This is a genomic window from Halobacillus yeomjeoni, from assembly GCF_020171525.1.
In the GTDB taxonomy this organism is placed as follows: domain Bacteria; phylum Bacillota; class Bacilli; order Bacillales; family Halobacillaceae; genus Halobacillus; species Halobacillus yeomjeoni.
On sequence record NZ_JAIVAI010000001.1, the window covers coordinates 665,965 to 684,533 of the forward strand.

Annotated in this window: 19 protein-coding genes; 16 read left to right on the forward strand and 3 right to left on the reverse strand. The window is 42.0% G+C overall.

What is annotated here, in order from left to right:
• Positions 1-122: 122 nt before the first annotated feature.
• Positions 123-791, reverse strand: coding sequence for a GNAT family N-acetyltransferase (locus LCL89_RS03425; RefSeq protein WP_197316109.1), 669 nt, complete (start codon positions 789-791; stop codon positions 123-125).
• A gap of 95 nt (positions 792-886) precedes the next feature.
• Here LCL89_RS03425 and LCL89_RS03430 point away from each other — a divergent pair, with 95 nt between their 5' ends.
• The 7 genes from LCL89_RS03430 to LCL89_RS03460 all read left to right on the forward strand — a co-directional run bounded on the left by LCL89_RS03430 (position 887) and on the right by LCL89_RS03460 (position 6,617).
• Positions 887-1,879, forward strand: coding sequence for an AbrB family transcriptional regulator (locus LCL89_RS03430; RefSeq protein ID WP_224809554.1), 993 nt, complete (start codon positions 887-889; stop codon positions 1,877-1,879).
• A 129-nt stretch (positions 1,880-2,008) separates the two neighbouring features.
• Positions 2,009-2,611 (forward strand): alpha/beta hydrolase, encoded by a 603-nt coding sequence (locus tag LCL89_RS03435; RefSeq protein ID WP_224809557.1) that lies wholly within the window; start codon positions 2,009-2,011, stop codon positions 2,609-2,611.
• Between the two features lie 73 nt (positions 2,612-2,684).
• A complete protein-coding gene (locus LCL89_RS03440; RefSeq protein WP_197316107.1) occupies positions 2,685-2,888 on the forward strand; it encodes a DUF6501 family protein in 204 nt (67 codons plus the stop codon).
• 225 nt (positions 2,889-3,113) lie between these two features.
• Positions 3,114-4,712, forward strand: coding sequence for an amidohydrolase (locus tag LCL89_RS03445; RefSeq protein ID WP_224807709.1), 1,599 nt, complete (start codon positions 3,114-3,116; stop codon positions 4,710-4,712).
• A gap of 82 nt (positions 4,713-4,794) precedes the next feature.
• Positions 4,795-5,343, forward strand: a complete 549-nt coding sequence (locus LCL89_RS03450; protein ID WP_224807711.1) for a histidine phosphatase family protein — start codon at positions 4,795-4,797, stop codon at positions 5,341-5,343.
• 160 nt (positions 5,344-5,503) lie between these two features.
• A complete protein-coding gene (locus LCL89_RS03455) occupies positions 5,504-5,743 on the forward strand; it encodes an indolepyruvate ferredoxin oxidoreductase subunit alpha (RefSeq protein ID WP_197316104.1) in 240 nt (79 codons plus the stop codon).
• A 124-nt stretch (positions 5,744-5,867) separates the two neighbouring features.
• The gene (locus tag LCL89_RS03460) at positions 5,868-6,617 is read left to right on the forward strand and encodes an SDR family oxidoreductase (RefSeq protein WP_224807713.1); all 750 of its coding nucleotides are present in this window, start codon (positions 5,868-5,870) and stop codon (positions 6,615-6,617) included.
• Positions 6,618-6,653: 36 nt separating this feature from the next.
• Here the strand turns inward: LCL89_RS03460 and LCL89_RS03465 are convergent, their stop codons facing one another.
• The gene (locus tag LCL89_RS03465; RefSeq protein ID WP_224807714.1) at positions 6,654-6,929 is read right to left on the reverse strand and encodes an acylphosphatase; all 276 of its coding nucleotides are present in this window, start codon (positions 6,927-6,929) and stop codon (positions 6,654-6,656) included.
• 77 nt (positions 6,930-7,006) lie between these two features.
• Between LCL89_RS03465 and LCL89_RS03470 the strand changes: the two genes are divergently transcribed.
• The 4 genes from LCL89_RS03470 to LCL89_RS03485 all read left to right on the forward strand — a co-directional run bounded on the left by LCL89_RS03470 (position 7,007) and on the right by LCL89_RS03485 (position 13,429).
• On the forward strand, positions 7,007-7,978 hold the full coding sequence (locus LCL89_RS03470; protein ID WP_224807715.1) for a P1 family peptidase: 972 nt from the start codon (positions 7,007-7,009) through the stop codon (positions 7,976-7,978).
• A gap of 5 nt (positions 7,979-7,983) precedes the next feature.
• Positions 7,984-8,856 (forward strand): gamma-glutamylcyclotransferase, encoded by an 873-nt coding sequence (locus LCL89_RS16820; RefSeq protein ID WP_224807718.1) that lies wholly within the window; start codon positions 7,984-7,986, stop codon positions 8,854-8,856.
• Positions 8,857-8,870: 14 nt separating this feature from the next.
• A complete protein-coding gene (locus tag LCL89_RS03480; RefSeq protein ID WP_224807721.1) occupies positions 8,871-9,713 on the forward strand; it encodes an alpha/beta fold hydrolase in 843 nt (280 codons plus the stop codon).
• A 113-nt stretch (positions 9,714-9,826) separates the two neighbouring features.
• Complete coding sequence (locus LCL89_RS03485) at positions 9,827-13,429, forward strand: dynamin family protein (RefSeq protein ID WP_224807729.1); 3,603 nt, start codon at positions 9,827-9,829, stop codon at positions 13,427-13,429.
• Positions 13,430-13,549: 120 nt separating this feature from the next.
• On the opposite strand, the gene LCL89_RS03490 is transcribed toward LCL89_RS03485, so the two are convergent.
• A complete protein-coding gene (locus LCL89_RS03490) occupies positions 13,550-14,251 on the reverse strand; it encodes a SurA N-terminal domain-containing protein (protein ID WP_224807732.1) in 702 nt (233 codons plus the stop codon).
• A gap of 139 nt (positions 14,252-14,390) precedes the next feature.
• Between LCL89_RS03490 and LCL89_RS03495 the strand changes: the two genes are divergently transcribed.
• The 5 genes from LCL89_RS03495 to LCL89_RS03515 all read left to right on the forward strand — a co-directional run bounded on the left by LCL89_RS03495 (position 14,391) and on the right by LCL89_RS03515 (position 18,555).
• Positions 14,391-14,888, forward strand: coding sequence for a superoxide dismutase family protein (locus LCL89_RS03495; protein ID WP_224807733.1), 498 nt, complete (start codon positions 14,391-14,393; stop codon positions 14,886-14,888).
• 249 nt (positions 14,889-15,137) lie between these two features.
• Positions 15,138-15,338 carry a cold-shock protein gene (locus LCL89_RS03500; protein WP_197316095.1) on the forward strand — a complete coding sequence of 67 codons (201 nt, stop codon included), beginning with the start codon at positions 15,138-15,140 and terminating at the stop codon, positions 15,336-15,338.
• Between the two features lie 77 nt (positions 15,339-15,415).
• Positions 15,416-15,631 (forward strand): cold-shock protein, encoded by a 216-nt coding sequence (locus LCL89_RS03505; RefSeq protein WP_197316094.1) that lies wholly within the window; start codon positions 15,416-15,418, stop codon positions 15,629-15,631.
• A gap of 229 nt (positions 15,632-15,860) precedes the next feature.
• Complete coding sequence (locus LCL89_RS03510; protein WP_197316093.1) at positions 15,861-17,480, forward strand: ABC-F family ATP-binding cassette domain-containing protein; 1,620 nt, start codon at positions 15,861-15,863, stop codon at positions 17,478-17,480.
• A 286-nt stretch (positions 17,481-17,766) separates the two neighbouring features.
• The gene (locus tag LCL89_RS03515) at positions 17,767-18,555 is read left to right on the forward strand and encodes a LysM peptidoglycan-binding and 3D domain-containing protein (RefSeq protein WP_224807735.1); all 789 of its coding nucleotides are present in this window, start codon (positions 17,767-17,769) and stop codon (positions 18,553-18,555) included.
• Positions 18,556-18,569: the final 14 nt, after the last annotated feature.

An 18,569-nucleotide genomic window follows, 5' to 3' on the forward strand; every position in this document is an offset into this window, starting at 1 on the left:
AATCATGAATAAAGTCGGCAGGAGGATGCGGCTGGAGCTTAGAACATAATGACAGCGCCTTTATTATAAATTCAGGGGTTATTTTCCACACCTGAACATTTATGGATGATCACCAATTTCAATTATTCAATAAACGGATTTCTCCACTCCGTCAACAATCCATAATTACAAGATTCTTCATCTTCTATGTAATTTTTGATCGGTTCGATCGGAGACCGTCCTGATTTAAGCAGGAAAGATATGACTGGATCATGAATTTCGGAATTTATGACCAGGTTTACATACTCTTCTGGAGTCAACTCTTGGACGTACTTGTGGTAACGGGGCATGCGTGCTCCTCCGATTAACTTTTTCAAGCCCAATTGGACGACTGTTTCATACATGGCTTGCGTCAATTGCCTTCCCAACCCGATTGAACGATAGTCAGGGTCGACGCACAAATCAATCACATACATGATATTCCCGTTAGGATCGTGGGTCTTCATTGTCCCATCGGCCGTCTTTTCTTCCCACGTATGAGATAGATTCTTTTCATCAAAGCTTGTCATCATCGTCGTCATGGACCCTGCTACCACCCCATCCACCTCTATACAGAGACAGCCTTCCGGGAATGTACGGATATGATTTTCCAACTGCTCTTTCGTCCACCATAGTTCTGAAGGGAAAGGGGGAGGAAAAGCTTTCTTTTGAATTTCGATCAGTCGTTCGAAATCTTTTTCTTCATAATTTCTAATATGTAAATAGTTGAACAGGTCATTTTTTCGATCATAACCATAGGTCCACTTATCCACCGGCAACGAGCTCCTTTCAAGATACGGATGATTTAATTTTAACAAGGGAGGAGGAATGAGTCATCTATTTTACTAGAATAATTTATACATATAGTATAGCATTTGTTTTCGGACTGGTATTTAAAAGTATGAACCTCCCTTTGCCATGGATTTTGGGGCCTGTGTTCGGGCTGCTGATGATGAAAATGCTCTTTCGTATAAAAACAACGTCTTTTGCTCCATTGAAAAATATAGGTTTCAGTTTATTAGGAATAGGAATCGGGTTTATGTTTACATCCAAGACTTTTGAACATGTGGTTCCCTATATCCTTCCTTACACGGTACTTACAATGATCCTTATCCTCATCAGTCTATATGCTGCTTATATCATTGCTGAGAAAACGGCGCTCGATAAGCCGACCAGTTTGATCGGAAGTGCACCTGGAGGGTTGTCCGTCATGATTGCTACGAGCGAATCATTGAATGGCAATACGGTACTGGTGACGATTTTCCATGCCATCAGGCTTCTGGCGGTTTTATCAATCATCCCTTATACGGTCATTCATTTCTTTAATAAAACGGAAAATTTTCCTCTCAGATCTGTTTCTGAAAGCGGGGAGGGGCCGTGGTGGCCTCTGTTCATTTATGTGATTTTGTACATGATCGCGTTAATGTTACATAGAAGGATACCAGCTGCTATGGTTTTATTACCGATGATTGCTGTCGGTTGCCTGAGAACGGTATCTTTCCCTCTTTTTGAACTACCTGGGGTACTATTTATACTTGCTCAGTTGATCATCGGAGTTCATTTAGGGAATTCCATCAATATTTCTGATATAAAAAAAGCGGGAAAATACGCATGGATCTATTCAGGTTTATCGGTCATGATGATCATGATTTCTTTCTTATTTGGAGGATTGCTGCATATGTGGACAGGAATGGATGTGGCGACGGCTATTCTCAGTTTAGCTCCTGGAGGCCTGATTGAGATGGGGCTTACAGCTAAAGAAGCTGGAGCTGATGCGCCTTTAGTCAGTTCCTTGCAAATGGTCCGCTTGTTCCTTATCGTATTGGTCCTGCCCGGTTTGTTTAAAAGGATCAATGAATAATTACACCCGGGCTCAAAGCCGATCTTTTGACAATATCTCGAATTAAAGATAAAATTACAACATGTAAAAAGTGTAGGATACTATAACAATATTATGTCTACTTATTTGAAGGAGGAAGGGTCAATGGATATGAAACATGTGTTTAAAAAAGGAACGAATGATAAAGTATTGCTTCTTCTTCATGGCACAGGCGGAACAGAACAAGATTTACTTCCCGTTGCCGAAATGATCGATCAGGAAGCTTCTATACTCTCTGTGAGGGGAAATGTTTCTGAAAACGGCATGCCGCGCTTTTTTAAACGGCTGCGCGAAGGTGTTTTTGACGAGGAAGATTTGATTCAACGTACAGAAGAGTTGAACAACTTCTTGAAAGAAGCTTCTGAAGAATATCAATTCAATCGTGATCGAGTCATTGCGGTCGGATATTCCAATGGGGCCAATATTGCAGGCAGTCTGCTTTTCCATTATAAGAGCAGCCTCAAAGGCGCCTTATTGTTTCACCCAATGGTCCCACGGAGAGGGATAGAGATTCCGTCACAGACAGATGTGCCGGTATTTATTGGTGCAGGAGAAAACGATCCTATTTGTGCACCGGAAGAAACAGTCGAATTGAAGGAAATACTTGAAGGTGCTGGTGCGGAAGTCACGACCCATTGGGAACGTATGGGGCACCGTTTGACTGAATCTGAAGTTATGAAAGGTGCAGGGTGGTACCAGGAACGATTTTCATAGGTTTACTCTGTAGGATTGAGTCCTGGCCGTGTTCATTGTATGATAGGAACACGAAGGAACAAGGAGGCAAACTATGATTCACAAAACTTGGGAAGACAATCCGACAATTAAAAAAATCGAGTGCGTCCATAATGATGCCAAAAAATTCGTTGTAAACAACGTTTTGACACCGGGTAAAGTATACGAAGTGAAAAATGAGAGTGAAGAATTTTACTTTGTCATCGACAACTCTGGCCGCATGGGCGGATTTTACAAAGAATACTTCAAAGAACTATAAGGAAAAACCGGGGGTGACGATTCACTCCCGGTTTTTTCGTTTTCTGTGAAGATTTGTGAAAGATCTTTCTACTGGGAACGCACCAGCCTCATTAAATGAAATTTTTATATCGTGTTCCAACTATAAAATACCTTCTATTTTTTACTGATCATTATTACCCATGTTTATAGTTCGGAGGCATTAGGGTAGAAATGATATAGAAGAAAAGTAGAAGGAGCCGAGGATATGATTATCGATAATGTGAAACTATACACCCCATATGGAATCTATAATGAAGATAAAAAATACGCCGTGGAACTGGATGGAGAAAAGATTGCCGCCATTCATGAAAGCCCATATGATGGAAATGATGAGGAAGTCATGGATGGTGAGGGCCAGGTTATCACCCCGTCGTTCAATGACAGTCATATGCACCTGCTCCGTTACGGCCTCTTGAAAAAAGAGCTCGATTTGACCCAGGTGACGAGCTGGAAAGAAATGAAGGAAGAAGTGGAGAAGCATTATGATTCTATGCAGGAAGGAGATTGGATCTTCGGTAAAGGGTTTGATGACTCCAAATTTGAAGATATCGATCATCTCCTGACGGCTGATGATTTAAGCGAAATTCAAGTGGACGCTTATATTTATTTCATGCATGAAGATGGTCACGAGTGTGTCATAAGTAGAAAAGCTTTGGAGTTACTTGAGAAAGAAGAAGACTTTAAAAAAGAACCGGATGAGTTCAAGGAAAAAGATGAACATGGGAATTGGAACGGGCGATTCAAAGACACGGCAGTTCATTACATCAAACATCACTTTTGGGGCCGTTCCGTGGACGATGCCAAGCTTGCACTTGAAACAGGCATCCCTCATTTGAGTCAGTATGGAATTACTTCCGTTCACACCGATGATATCAATTTCATCGGCACCTATGAAAAGTTGTGGCAGGCGTACACAGAGCTCGAACAGGAAGGAAAGCTTCCTCTTGATGTACACCTTCACCATTATATTTTTAATATCAATGACTTGGAAGAGTACCTTGAGAATAACAAAAAGCGTACGGGGGACGGGACCGACCAAGTAAAAGTAGGTGCCGTAAAGATTTTCCTTGATGGGACTCAGCGACTGTTCACTTCCGCTATGAGAAACCCGTATCCAGTCGAACCCTCGACTCATGGTACGTTGATTTATACACAGGAACAAGTGAATGAAATGGTCCGGGTCGCTTCTGAAAATGGCATGCAGGTTGCTATGCACGCTATCGGGGACCGGGCTGTAGAACAAGCCGTTGAGGCGCTTGAGCAGGAGCAGGCGCAGACCAAATCAATGAGGCACCGGATCATCCACGCTCAAACCTTAGGTCCTGATTTGATCGACCGTATGCAGAAAATCAAACCTTATATTGAAACTCAGCCCTCTTTTTTACTGGGTGAATGGGATAAGAAGGAAAACTGGACACCGAAAGAACTCGTTCCTTATTGTGATGCTTTTAACAGTCTGGTGGGGGCTCATATTCCGATTACTCTGAGTTCAGATCTACCCATCGGAGCCTTGAATCCATTCGTTAGTATATTTACAGCAGTCAACCGTACCGATTTAGAAGGAAATCCAGAAGGCGGCTGGATGCCTCAGGAAAAAATCACTGTGGACCAGGCTTTTCATGGATTCACCGAAAGCCCTGCAGAACTTGAATATAGAGAAGGTGAAAAGGGCAGACTAGAAGTCGGTCATCAAGCGGATTTTGTACTACTTGCACAACACCCGAAGGAAGTGGAACCCGGCGACTTGGATAAGATCGAAGTCACTGAGACATGGTTCCGCGGAAAGCGAGTGTACAAAAAGTGACAATATTCTGTTACTTTCCTTGTCTTTCCCTTCTCTATGGGAGATAATGAAGGTAACATGCAGAAAAGAGGAGGATGGCTGAATGGACAAACTAATTTTAGTTCGCCACAGTGAAACTGAGGGACAACATGAAGACTCTCCATTGACGAAAACAGGGGTCAGACAGGCCCAAGCCCTGGCTACTTTTTTGGAGCAGACCGGATATGACTTCGATCGAATCATATCCAGTCCCTTTCTGCGCGCGATCGAAACAATCAAGCCCTTCGCTATGAAGAAAGGGTTGTCCATCGAAAAAGACGAGCGGCTAGAAGAGCGTATCCTCAGCCATGAGCCTCTGGACGATTGGGAAGAAGTGCTTCATGATACGTTTCAGGATCCTGAGTTGAAGTTGACAGGTGGAGAATCTTCCCAGGAAGCGAAAGACCGAATTCAATCATTGGTGAAGGAACTTGAGGATCATGAAGAGGGCAATGTCCTTCTAGTCACACATGGAAATCTTCTTGCTCTTCTTTTACAAACGTACAATAGAGAAATTGGCTTTCAGGATTGGAAAAGGCTCACAAGACCCGATGTGTTCTTAGTGCAGAAGCAGGGTGGAGAATATACAGTCGAACGGATATGGGACCGATAAGGCACCCCATACTCAAGGTGAATTGAATCGCCATCGAATTTGTTAGAAGAATTGCGATTTTTGTCAAAAGTCGTTATGATAAAGGTTGTGTTTATTTAAGCCATTTAAGGTGAAAATAGAATATTAAGCACATTTAATTTCAAAAAAGGAGGAGATATCAATGGCATTTGTAATAACATCCCCATGTAAAGATGAAAAAGCGGCAGAGTGCATGGATGTATGCCCTGTAGACTGTATTGAAGAAGGAAAAGATATGTTCTATATCGATCCGGCCATTTGTATCGACTGTGGTGCATGTGAAGCCGTATGTCCGGTAGAGGCCATATATATCGAAGATGAAGTACCAGAGGAAGAAAAAGAATACATCGAAATCAACAAAAAGTTCTTTGAGGAACAATAACAAACATAACGAGAACCGTCTCCTGTCTGCAGGAGGCGGTTTTTCTATACCTTCCTCTGATGCATAGAACCCTTAAAAAAAGGGTACATACTTAGTGTAGTACGGGCAAAGGAGGAATGGAGAAATGAACGAATTAACAAAAAAAGCAGCGATCATTACAGGTGCCAGCAGCGGAATCGGTAAAGCGATCGCCCATCACTTAGCTGAACAGGGAGCGGATGTCGTATTGGCAGCCCGCCGTTCTGAACGATTGAAAGAACTTGCTGAAGAAATACAACAAACATATGAAGTGAAAGCTAAAGTGGTTGAAACGGATGTGACGAATAAAGAAGACATGGAAAGGCTTGTCCAAGTCACCAAGGACGAATTCGGACGGGTGGATATTTTCGTAAACAATGCGGGAGTCATGCTGTTGTCGTTTATGAAGAATGACCATGTAGATGAATGGGATCAGATGGTTGATGTCAATATCAAAGGAGTACTCTATGGCATACACGCGTCTCTCCCTACGATGATTGAGCAGGGAGCAGGCCACATCATCAATGTCTCCTCGGTCGCCGGCCACGAAGTCTTCCCTTCCAGTACCGTATACAGCGCTACGAAGCACGCTGTCCGTGCCCTCTCTATGGGATTGGAAAAAGAGCTGTCCCGTTCAGGTGTGAGAGTCACGAACGTTTCCCCTGGAGCTGTTGATACTGAACTGACGGATCATATTACAGATGGTGATGTGATAGACATGTTCAAAAATCGAAGTATGGAACCACTTGTAGCGGATGACATCGCCCGTGCCGTCGCCTATGCGGTGACCCAACCTGAATCAGTCAATGTCAATGAATTGATTGTCAGACCGATGCATAAACAAGACTCGGAATAAGAGAAGGCCGCAGGGAATTTTTCCTGCGGCTCCTGTTCATTCAACGATCTTGAATTTCTTATATCCTTTTTCGGTTTCAGATTCTGTAATATCGATCGCACTTACTTTTGCAAATGGTGATGGACCTTGATTAAGCTGATCGATGAAATGGGAAAGATGATCCGGTTCCCCCTCAGCATCAATTTCTACGGTGCCATCCGATTTATTTTTCACCCATCCTTGAATATTCAATTGGTCAGCGATTTGTTTCGCTGTAGCGCGAAAGCCTACACCCTGAACCCTTCCGTGTACAATCATATGTTTCCTAGCCATATAAGCACCTCCTACATAATGATATAGACATACTTCCCCTGATAACGGGGTTCAAAAACAAAAAAGGAGTGGAATACGTGAAAACAATTTCCATCAACGATTTGTCTGAATTCAAAATCGGCCACACGACGAATGTTCAGGCAGGAACGGGTTGTACGGTATTATTGAGTGAAGAAGGAGCGGTTGCTGGTGTTGATGTCCGGGGAGGTTCCCCGGGGACGAAAGAAACCGATTTGTTAAAATCGGAAAATCTAGTGAATCAAGTGCATGGCATTTTTTTATCCGGGGGTAGTGCGTTCGGGCTGGATGTCGGAGGCGGCGTCCTGAAGTTTCTGGAGGAAAAAAACATCGGTTTTGATGTTTCTGTCGCCAAGGTTCCCATTGTACCGGGAGCCATCCTTTTTGATTTGATGGTCGGGGAACCGAAAACGCGGCCGGACGCTCAATATGGTTATGATGCTTGTATTCATGCGTTAGGCTCTTCTGTGTTCAACTCAGGAAGTGTCGGAGCGGGGACAGGGGCAACGATCGGTAAAGTGCTGGGGTCTGATCACGTTATGAAAGGCGGAATAGGATCGTATGCCATTCAAATTGGGGATTTAAAAGTTGGCGCAGTAGTAGCCGTCAATTGTTTCGGAGATGTGATAGATCCTTCTACAGGGACAGTGATTGCAGGCGTTCAAGCGGATGGAAAACTTTTATTTACCGAAAAGCAGCTTCTTCACCAGACTCACGATGCACAGACGAACCGTTTCAATGGAAATACGACGATTGGATGCATCATAACAAATGCTTCGATGACTAAAGCAGAGGCGAATAAAATTGCCTCTTGTGCCCATGACGGATTGGCACGGACGATGAGGCCCTCTCATGCTTTTGTCGATGGTGACACGCTTTTTGTAATGTCTTCCGATCGAGTGAAAGTGGATTTGAACGGGCTTGCCTCCATCGCTGCGAATGTGGTGGAACAGGCAGTTTTGGATGCTGTCAAATCGGCGGATTCATTATTCGGTATCAAAGCCTATAAAGACATGGAAGGAAAGGAGTGATTCCGGTGAAAGTTTTCGTTTACGGTTCTTTATGCAGAAATATGAAAAACCATCATTACTTAAAGAATGCGACGCTCACTGCAGAACAAGCCTGGACTGAAGGGGAACTTTTCGCTGGGTATTCCTACTATCCTCTTTTGGTAAAGAATCCATCAAAACATACGTTTGGTGAAGTATATGAAATAACGGGGGATATGCTTAGCCATATAGATCTGTTAGAAGGCTATGAACAAGGCGATGAGCACTCGTTATTTGTCCGTGAACGTGTGAAGATCGATACACACCAAGGATCAGAAGAAGCCTACACCTATTTTTATCCTCATGAACCTAAAGGCAGCCCCGTCCCGCATGGAGACTGGAGGGTACATCAACTACTGAAGAAGGATTCTGTATATTATTTTGCTTATGGCTCCTGTATGGATCAAGAACGGATGGAATTGGCGGGAGTCAAGCCGCATTTTCAAAGCATATTAGGAGGAGCCGTGTTGAAAGGGTATAAATTAGGGTTTACACACCATGTCAAAGACGGCGGCAGGGCGGACATCATCGAACAAAAAGGTGAAACGGTTGAAGGTGTGGTATATCAAGTAGGACAAAAAGCTTTGAATTACCTGTATAAAAGAGAGGGAGTATACTCTAATGCCTACCGACCGACTGTCGTACAGGTGATATTAAAAGATGGTAGGTTGGTCCCATCGATTTCTTTTACAGCAACCGTGAAAAAAGAAGACCTGACTCCTCCTCTGCATTATGCTCGGGAGATCCACAGAGGCGGATATTCCTACTTATCAAAAAAGTACATCAAACAATTGGAACACCGGTTTGAACATGAACTATCCGTCGAAAATTTTTCGGAATATCTATCTCATTATAAGTAAAGGAGACTCGTTTTATGGCTCGTACATCGTGGAACACCTATACGGCTAGAGATTTTACGACGTTACAATTCGCATTACACCAAAATTCAATGAATGAAGTGGATACAGCTGTCATCCTTATCCACGGTATTACTGCTGAGCTTCCTCATCAAGAAAAATTTGCAGATGCTCTTCAAATGGAAGCGGATGTCTACCTGCCTATTTTAAGAGGATATGATCAATTGAACGAAAGGGGTGACCTTGAATATATAGGGCAGTATGACGATGACCTTTTTGATTTTGTTCATTTCATCAAAAAGAAAGGGTATAAAAAGCTGCTTTTGACGGGTCATTCAATGGGGGCTGCCAATATATTGAGATTAATGAAGAAGAACCCTGACATCGCAGATCATTACTTTTTCCTCTCTCCTTTTTTTCATCCTAATTTACTCGTATATTACGATGATGCAACGGATCAATTCAAGGATGAAACGAATGTGGATTATAAAGTATATGAGAAAAGAGCCATGATTCTGATGACCTTATATAAATTGAAAGTCCCATATTTATCTCATGAAAAGGTCGCAGAAATTCCTGATGAGTTTGACGAGAGCGGAAGGTTGGATTTAAGTTTCCGGTTAATGGCTTCAAGGTTCCTTGAGGAAATTCCAAATGATATTTTTCATGGAATCGAAGAAAAGGTTCATACTTTTGTCGGTACAGACGATGAAGTGATTCAACCGTTTGAACTGGAGTCATGGTATGAGAATACATTTTCACTTCATTTGAATATCATTCGTGGTACGGACCATAACCATATTCTGCATCATCCGCGATTGCACGAAAGGTTGGCTGCTGAAGTCAAAAATAATGGATAATCGTACACTCCTGATGCCTTCATGCTTAAGCTTATCCTTACTTCCACTTGAGTTAAAGGCAATGTTAAGAGTAAAATAAAAGGGAAACGTCTAGTCAAAAAGGAGTTCGTTCCATGTCTGTCATTACAACAACGAAAGCGGATACACTTTCTCCCTTGTACCGCTATACGAAAGAAAATATCAGTGAAAAACAGAGTGAAAAAATATTAGATATCATAGAAAAATTGAATGGTAAAAAGATGATGGTCGGCTTTGCAGGTCACTTCTCTGCAGGAAAATCAACGTTGATCAACCATCTGCTCGGGCGGGATATGCTGCCTTCAAGTCCAATTCCTACAAGTGCGAATATCGTTCAACTAAAGAAGGGTGATCCATATACCGTCACACACATGCGAGGGAACGACCCTGTCTTATATAAAGGTGAAATAGATTTTGAACAAATTAAGAAAATGTGCAAAGACGGAGATGAGATTACTAGAGTTGAGATCAGCAGACCTGACAGCGGCCTTCCTTCCCACGGTTCGGTATTGGATACCCCTGGTGTGGATTCCACGGACGACGCTGACCGGCTGATCACTGAATCCTCTTTACATTTGATGGATTACCTTTATTACGTCATGGATTACAACCATGTACAGTCAGAGGTCAATTTGCAGTTTTTACTGGATATGCAGGAGCGGGGGACACCTTTTTCCATCGTCATCAATCAGGTGGATAAGCATAATGAAGAAGAGATCGCTTATGAAGAGTTCCAAGCCAGTGTTGTAGAGTCGTTAAAACGATGGGGGATCACTCCAGAGAACATCTATTATACCTCTATGAAACAACTTCATCTTCCCATCAATGAATTCAACCGCCTTAAGGAAGATTTTCAAAGCTTATGGAAACGATCTTATGAAACGATCGAAGACCAGGCTTTAAGGGATGTTGATGCCATCAATAAAGAGTCGGTTGAAATTCTTGAGGAAAACCAGGAAGAAGAGGTTCAACAACTGGAAGGGAAACTCGCCCAATTAGAAAAGGTCCTCGATCAAAAAGAAGTCAACAATGAAGATCTTCTCACCACGGATGAGTGGGTGAAAGGTTTTAAGGATGATTATGAGGATCGAATCAGATCGTTCATATCAAATGCCTATTTAATGCCAAGCGTACTGAGAGAAGATGCGGCTCAATTCTTAGAGGCTCAACAGCCGGGCTTCAAAGTGGGGTTGGTTTTTGCCAGGAAGAAAACGGAGGAGGCCAGACAGGAAAGAGCCCGGACATTTTATTCTCATTTAATGGAATCTCTGGAGAAAAACTTGATGTGGCCTTTAAGAGACCGTTTTTTGAAGTTATTTGAGAAATATGGCGTCAAAGATTCTGAATTGATTCAAAAAGTCCAGGCATTCCATTTCTCGTACGATCAAGATCGGCTTTTTGATCTTATTGAACCTGGGGCTTCAATAACGGGAGAATATATCCTGCGTTATACAGACCAGGTTTCAAAAGATATTCAAAAAGAGATGCGTGCGTTTGCGAATAGTCTTCTACAGGATGCAGAAGACTCCCTGAGAGTGCAGAGAGAAGCATTCAATCAAGAAAATCAGTCTGCTTTACATGCGCGGACCGAGTGGGAAGAAGCTGATCAAAAGCTCCGACGTATGGAAGAGCAAATAAATGAATTCAGAGACCAGATGGAGGCTCTGCTTCAAAAAGAGCCTGAAACTACCGAAAAAGATCTTGTCCATAAAGATCTGGAGCATCGTACCGAACGAATGATTGAAAAGAAGGAAGTTCTCACAGAGTCAGAAGAGAAAGTTTACTCAAGCAGTCGCGAAAATGAAGATGCCACTCCGGTTGAAAAAGAATCCTCCTCGCTGGATAAAACATTAGAGGATGCAGATGAAACGCTTTCCATCATCCATGATGTAGATACGATTGCGGACCTTTATGATCATCTGAAAATGAAAAAAGAAAGATTGGAACAAAGGCACTTCACCGTAGCCTTGTTTGGAGCATTCAGTGCTGGGAAATCTTCATTCGCTAATGCTCTACTGGGGGAAAAGGTGCTGCCCGTCTCACCAAATCCGACAACAGCAACAATCAACAAAATTTCTCCACCGACGTCCGATCATCCTCACCGCACGATAGAGGTGAAACTTAAAACGTCTGCTCATATGCTGGAAGATATGAAAGGGATCTTTGCGCGCCTGGATGTTGATGTTCAAACGGTTGAAGAAGGATACCAAACAGCGAAAGAACTATCGAAGGATGTATGGAAGAAGCTTGACCAGAAGCAATATTCATTTTTAGAGGCCTTTCTTGATGGTTTTATGGACATGAAAGATGAGTTGGGACAAAACATTTTCATTGAATGGGAACAATTCAGAAGCTATGTGGCTGAAGAAAAGAAGTCTTGTTTCGTAGAAACTATGGAACTGTTTTACGATTGCCCTTTCACCCGGGCAGGAATCACTCTCGTGGATACTCCGGGAGCGGATTCTGTCAATGCGAGACATACGAATGTTTCGTTTGAGTATATAAAGGATTCAGACGCTGTATTATTTGTCACCTATTATAATCACCCTTTCTCTAAGGCAGATCAATCGTTCTTGACGCAGTTAGGGCGTGTGAAAGACAGTTTTTCCATGGATAAAATGTTCTTCATCATCAACGCTTCCGACCTGGCGGAATCTGAGGAAGAACTTGAATTCGTTAAAGGGTACGTCCAAGATCAGCTTTTGCAATTCGGTATTCGTCACCCTAGGTTGTATGGAGCGTCAAGCCTTAATGCTTTAAAAGAAAAACATGGCCTAAACGTGCCTCCTTCAGGCATCCAGACCTTCGAAAGTGATTTTGAAAACTTCTTAAAAGAGGAACTCGCACAGGTTTTGATTCAATCGTTGAATCAGGATATGGATCACATTCGATTGACACTCTCCACTTTGATTGAAAATAGCAGACTCGGTGAGGAGGAGCGGAAGCATAAACTCGAATCCTTGAAGTCAGAGCAGACAAAAGCTCTGAAGGTTTTTGAGCAGCAAAACCTCACTGTCGATTCCAAGGTGATTGAAAATAAGGCTGAAAAACAACTTCACTATGCCCATGAGCGGATGATGTTGAATTTCAATGGTTTATTTAAACAACACTTCAACCCTGCCACGATCAAGGGGCAGGGAGAAGAAGTGAAAGACCGGCTGCGCCAGGCCCAAAAGAACTTGCTGGATGAAGTTGATCATGAAATGAAACAGGAACTTCGGGCGATCAGTTTGCGACTCGAACGACTCATACAACAGACCATGAAACAACTGGAAACGAAGCTGGAATCTGAATTGAGGAAGATTCAATCAGGCCTCCACCTTTATTCCAAGGAGTGGGAGGGTTTTGATGTACCGGAATTTTCAATGAATGTGGAACTGAAGAGTTCCGACTTGTCACGAGTTTTGAAAACTTTCAAAAGTACAAAAGCATTTTTTGAAAAGAACGAGAAGGAAATCATGAAAGACGAAATGGCTTCCATCCTACGACCAGAGCTGCAAAGCCGTTTCAATCAGGCTGAAACTCAATTGAACACCTATTATGGTAAAGCGATGAATCAAATTTTCAATGCTTACCGAGATGAATGGAAGCAACAAACGAAACAGACATTCGAACGCTGGATCACCAATTTGCAGGAAACAAAAGATACGTCAGAAATGGAGAAAGCTTATAAAGAATTAGAGAAGCGTTCTAGTTGAATCATGAGCTGCATAAAATGAAACAAATCACCCCGCGTCTAAGGGTTTCTTCCTCCTCCTTAGACGCGGGGATTTTTTGATGATAAAAAAGAACCTGCCGATTGGCAGGCTCTTTCATGATTATATCTTCACTTCAACTTCTGCTTCTTCACGTAGTTCTTTGACCAGTTTTCCGACTGCTTGTTGTTCTTTTTGACTTTGAAGCTGTTGTTTCAGGATAGGCTTCATTTCTTCAAAGCTTTTGACGTCTTCTTTCTGCTTTTTCATCGCTTCATATTGTTGTTTCAATTCTTTTTCGGAAACATCGATTTCTGTGTTGTCTGCAATATATTCGTCAACTTTAATTTGCATTTTCAACTGTTCTTTCACTTCTTCTTCTGTCGTTCCATTGTCTTTTAGAGCTTTTTGTAATTGTTCCTCGTTTTCGAAGCGTTTGGTGAATTCTTCGTATTTTTTCTGTAGTTCTTCATCTGTCACTTCGATCCCGGCATCTTCAGCAGATTGGATCAATAATTCTGAACCGATCATCTGGTCAACGATGCTCTTTTTCAGTTGATCTTCTTTGCCTTCCATGTCCATGCCCATTTGAGAATATTGTTCTTTCATACGTTCCATACGTGTATTGAAGTCTTCTCGTGGAATCTCTTCACCATTTACAACAGCTACAGGGCCTTCAGCTTTACTTTCAGAAGCTTGTTTCTCTGTTTGTTCTGTCTTCTCTTCTTTTTTATCTGATTCCGCATTTTCATCACCTGAACTGCATGCGGTCAATCCGAAGGCAGCTACGGTGGAAATAGATAGTGTCATTAAAAACTTTTTCATGTGTTCATTCTCCTTTGATGTGAGATTTACAGGGAGTGTAGCACATCACTAATTCATTGTAAAACCTTACCTGATAAGTGGTGGTCTATTGAGTGGTCCCCGTGCGTAAACATGATACAAAAGGAGGGGGAAGTGTATGGTGCTCCATCCACCTCAGGGCCCGTATAGACAAATCTATGCTACTCAAACAGCAAAAGCGATATTCAGCAGCAGTCCCATAGCACCAGATTTGAAAGGATCCGTCCATTTTTATCAGATGCCTTATGGTGTTGAAATCTATGTAAATGTAGAAGGGCTGCCTACTTTTACGCGTAAAAAAACAGCCCCTGTCGGTCCCCATGGATTTCATATCCACGAAAAAGGGGTGTGCGAAATCGGAGACGGTAAAAACCCTTTTGCTACCGCAGGAGGACACTGGAATCCTGACAACCAGCCCCATGGAAATCATGCCGGTGATTTTCCTGTATTATTTTCCAATCAAGGGCGGGCGAGGATGATCTTTTTTACCGATCGGTTCAAGGTTGATGATATAATCGGTAAATCCGTTATTCTTCATCAAGGACCTGATGACTTTCAATCCCAGCCGAGTGGCAAATCCGGAAAAAGGATGGCCTGTGGAATAATTGAAAAAACGTAACTTTATGGAATAAAAGGGTGTTGCGCTGTATATACTACAATGTGGGCATGTTAAGAACATTTGCTTGACTTCACCGGTGAAGCATAGTATGATTATGATAATAGTAAAGTATTGCCAATAAATAAGAAAGACTCTCCAATCACCTATTATAAAGAGTGATCAAGTCTTATTGGTACTTTTTATAATATGTGATTTTTTCATTATTGCAAAACGCATATTAAATTAAGACATATTGGAGGATCCATTTCTATGAAAACAGGTACAGTGAAGTGGTTTAACGCGGAAAAAGGTTTCGGGTTTATTGAGATTGAAGGCGAAGATGATGTGTTTGTTCATTTCAGCGCAATCAACGAAGAAGGTTTCAAGTCTCTAGAGGAAGGTCAAGCTGTAGAGTTTGAAATCACGGAAGGTAACCGCGGGCCACAAGCTGCAAACGTTACTAAACTATAATAACCAAATAAAAAAGAGACTGGCTTGTGAGGTCAGTCTCTTTTACATAACTTCAATGTCTTAAGGAGGCTTCAGAAATGGCTTTCGGTAAAAAGAATCAAGCTGAAATAAAGGAAGAAGAAACAAAGATCTGGGTATGTACTTCTGACGATTGCAACTGCTGGATGAGGGATAACTTCCGGACGAATCAGGAAAACAAATGTCCGATGTGCGGAAGTCCGATGGAACAGGAAAACAAAGTCCTGCAAGTTGTGGAAAACAACAGTCTTTACTATAAGCAAGAAGAGAAGTAAGCAGACGGCCGTTTATAGCGGCCGTTTTTTTATGATGAATAGAATTATGTAAGTTCCCCACTGAGCTCAATGTTTGAGAATGAACGCTTTGGAAACAATGATGGATAACAAAAGTAAAAGGCTCTTTTTCAAGTGCAGGTTAGTCAAATCCGATTTGAGACCTGTTTTCTCATGTGCGATAATGATATAATTCTAATGTTTATTACTCGAATACTGGAGGATTATGATTATGCTAAATGTCAACAACGTGAGTCTTCGTTTTGGTGATCAAAAATTATTCGAAGACGTCAATATAAAATTCACACCAGGAAACTGCTATGGGTTGATCGGTGCCAATGGTGCAGGTAAATCTACATTCCTTAAAATATTAAGTGGAGAAATGGAACCTCAGACGGGAGAAGTTTCCCTTAAAAAAGATCAGCGCATGGCTGTTTTGAAGCAGAACCACTTTGAATACGATGAGTATCAAGTACTTGAGACGGTCATCATGGGTCATACCAAGCTGTACGAAGTGATGAAAGAGAAAGATGCCATTTATATGAAAGGTGAATTTTCTGAAGAAGATGGCATGCGTGCTGCTGAACTTGAAGGCGAATTCGCTGAAATGAATGGCTGGGAAGCTGATTCAGACGCTGCCCGTCTTCTGACCGGATTGGGAATCAAAGAAAACCTTCATGATAAAAAGATGGCGGACCTTGAAGGATCTGACAAAGTGAAAGTCCTTTTAGCTCAAGCACTATTCGGAAATCCTGATGTTCTGCTGCTTGATGAGCCGACCAACCACCTTGATATCAAAGCGATTCAGTGGCTTGAGGATTTCCTTATCGATTTTGAGAACACAGTTATCGTCGTATCTCACGACCGTCACTTCCTGAACAATGTGTGTACGCATATCGCAGATTTAGACTTTGGTAAAATCCAAGTTTATGTCGGAAACTATGACTTCTGGTATGAATCCAGTCAGTTGGCTATGAAGATGGCCCAGGAACAGAATAAGAAGAAAGAAGAAAAAATCAAAGACTTGAAAGAGTTTATCGCCAGGTTCAGCGCCAACGCGTCCAAGTCCAAACAGGCGACGTCGAGGAAAAAACTCTTGGATAAAATTACATTGGATGACATCCAGCCTTCTTCCCGTAAATATCCGTACATCGCATTCAAAGCGGATCGCGAAATCGGTAACGACCTATTGACGGTGGAAAACCTTTCAAAAACAGTAGACGGAGTAAAAGTTCTTGATAATGTAAGCTTCACATTGAATAAGGATGACAAAGTCGCATTAGTCGGTACGAATGAAACTGCGAAAACGACATTGTTCCAAATCCTTATGGGAGAAGTTGAGCCGGATGAAGGGACTTATAAATGGGGTGTGACGACTTCTCAAAGTTACTTCCCTAAAGATAATTCCGAGTTCTTCGAAGGTTCTGACTTGAGTCTTGTTGAATGGCTTCGTCAATATTCTCCTGAAGATGAAACGGAAACATTCCTACGCAGCTTCCTTGGACGTATGTTGTTCTCCGGAGAAGAAGCACTTAAAAAGGCAAGCGTCCTTTCAGGTGGAGAAAAAGTCCGTTGTATGCTATCCAAGATGATGTTATCTGGTGCCAATGTATTGTTATTAGATGAGCCGACCAACCACCTGGACTTGGAATCAATCACTTCCTTGAACAAAGGGTTGATCAACTTCAAAGGATCCGTCATATTTGCTTCTCATGACCATGAGTTCATTCAAACGATTGCCAATCGGATCATAGAAATCACTCCTAACGGAATCATTGATAAAGAAATGACTTACGATGAGTTCCTTGAAGATCCTGAAGTGCAGAAAAAATCTGCCGCTTTAGCTGAATAATGAAAAAAAAGCCTGCCCTGAGTGGTAGGCTTTTTTAATTTGTAAATTGTAAACCCATTTAAGAAAACTGGAATTTTGTCGAACGATGATAGACCAGGGAGGATTTTGAAGTAAATTGGGTCTATTTTCATGCATTGTAATATCTATGCAATGTACGTGTTAAGTTTGAAATCAAACTGTTAGCGTCCTGTTCTTAAATAAACCATAGATTCTGTTATTCTTGTAATTGTGATAAACAACCAAGACCAATCACAAGCAAGGCAACTATCAAGAGGAGGCAGAAACTATGAAAAAAACCGTTTTTTCAATTGCCGCTACTGTAGCTTTAACTGGAGCATTCGCCACATCTGTAAGTGCAGAAGAATATAAAATCAATAAAGGAGATACGCTTTGGAGCATCTCCCAAAAATACAATGTATCTGTAGATCAACTTAAATCATGGAACGACCTGAATTCTAATTTAATTTATCCAAACCAACGATTGACGGTATCCAGTGAATCCAGTCAGTCTACGACTAAACAGCAATCAACTTCCAATCATAGTTCAACGTATACAGTGAAATCCGGAGACACTCTATGGGGAATTGCTCAAAAGCATGGAATTTCCGTAGATCAATTGATGGCATGGAACAATTTATCATCTTCACTCATCCATCCCGGTGATCAATTTAAAGTGAATGGTAAAGCGGTCCCGGCATCTCAACCTGCTGCGAACACACAAAACAGTAATTCTACAGCTACTCATACAAGCACAAAATCACAGGCATCAGAGAACAATGTAGTCAAAGAATTCACAGCAGAAGCTACTGCTTATACTGCGTACTGCACAGGATGCAGCGGCGTGACAGCGACAGGAGTCGACTTGAGAGCCAACCCTAATCAAAAAGTGATTGCTGTCGACCCTAACGTAATCCCACTTGGTTCTAAAGTTTATGTAGAAGGCTATGGTACAGCGATTGCAGCTGATACTGGTGGAGCGATCAAAGGCAACCGTATAGATGTATTCATTCCTGAACGGAGCGATGCATTAGCATTCGGTAGAAAGTCTGTTAAAGTACAAGTCTTAAGTAACTAAGTAAATGAATCTAT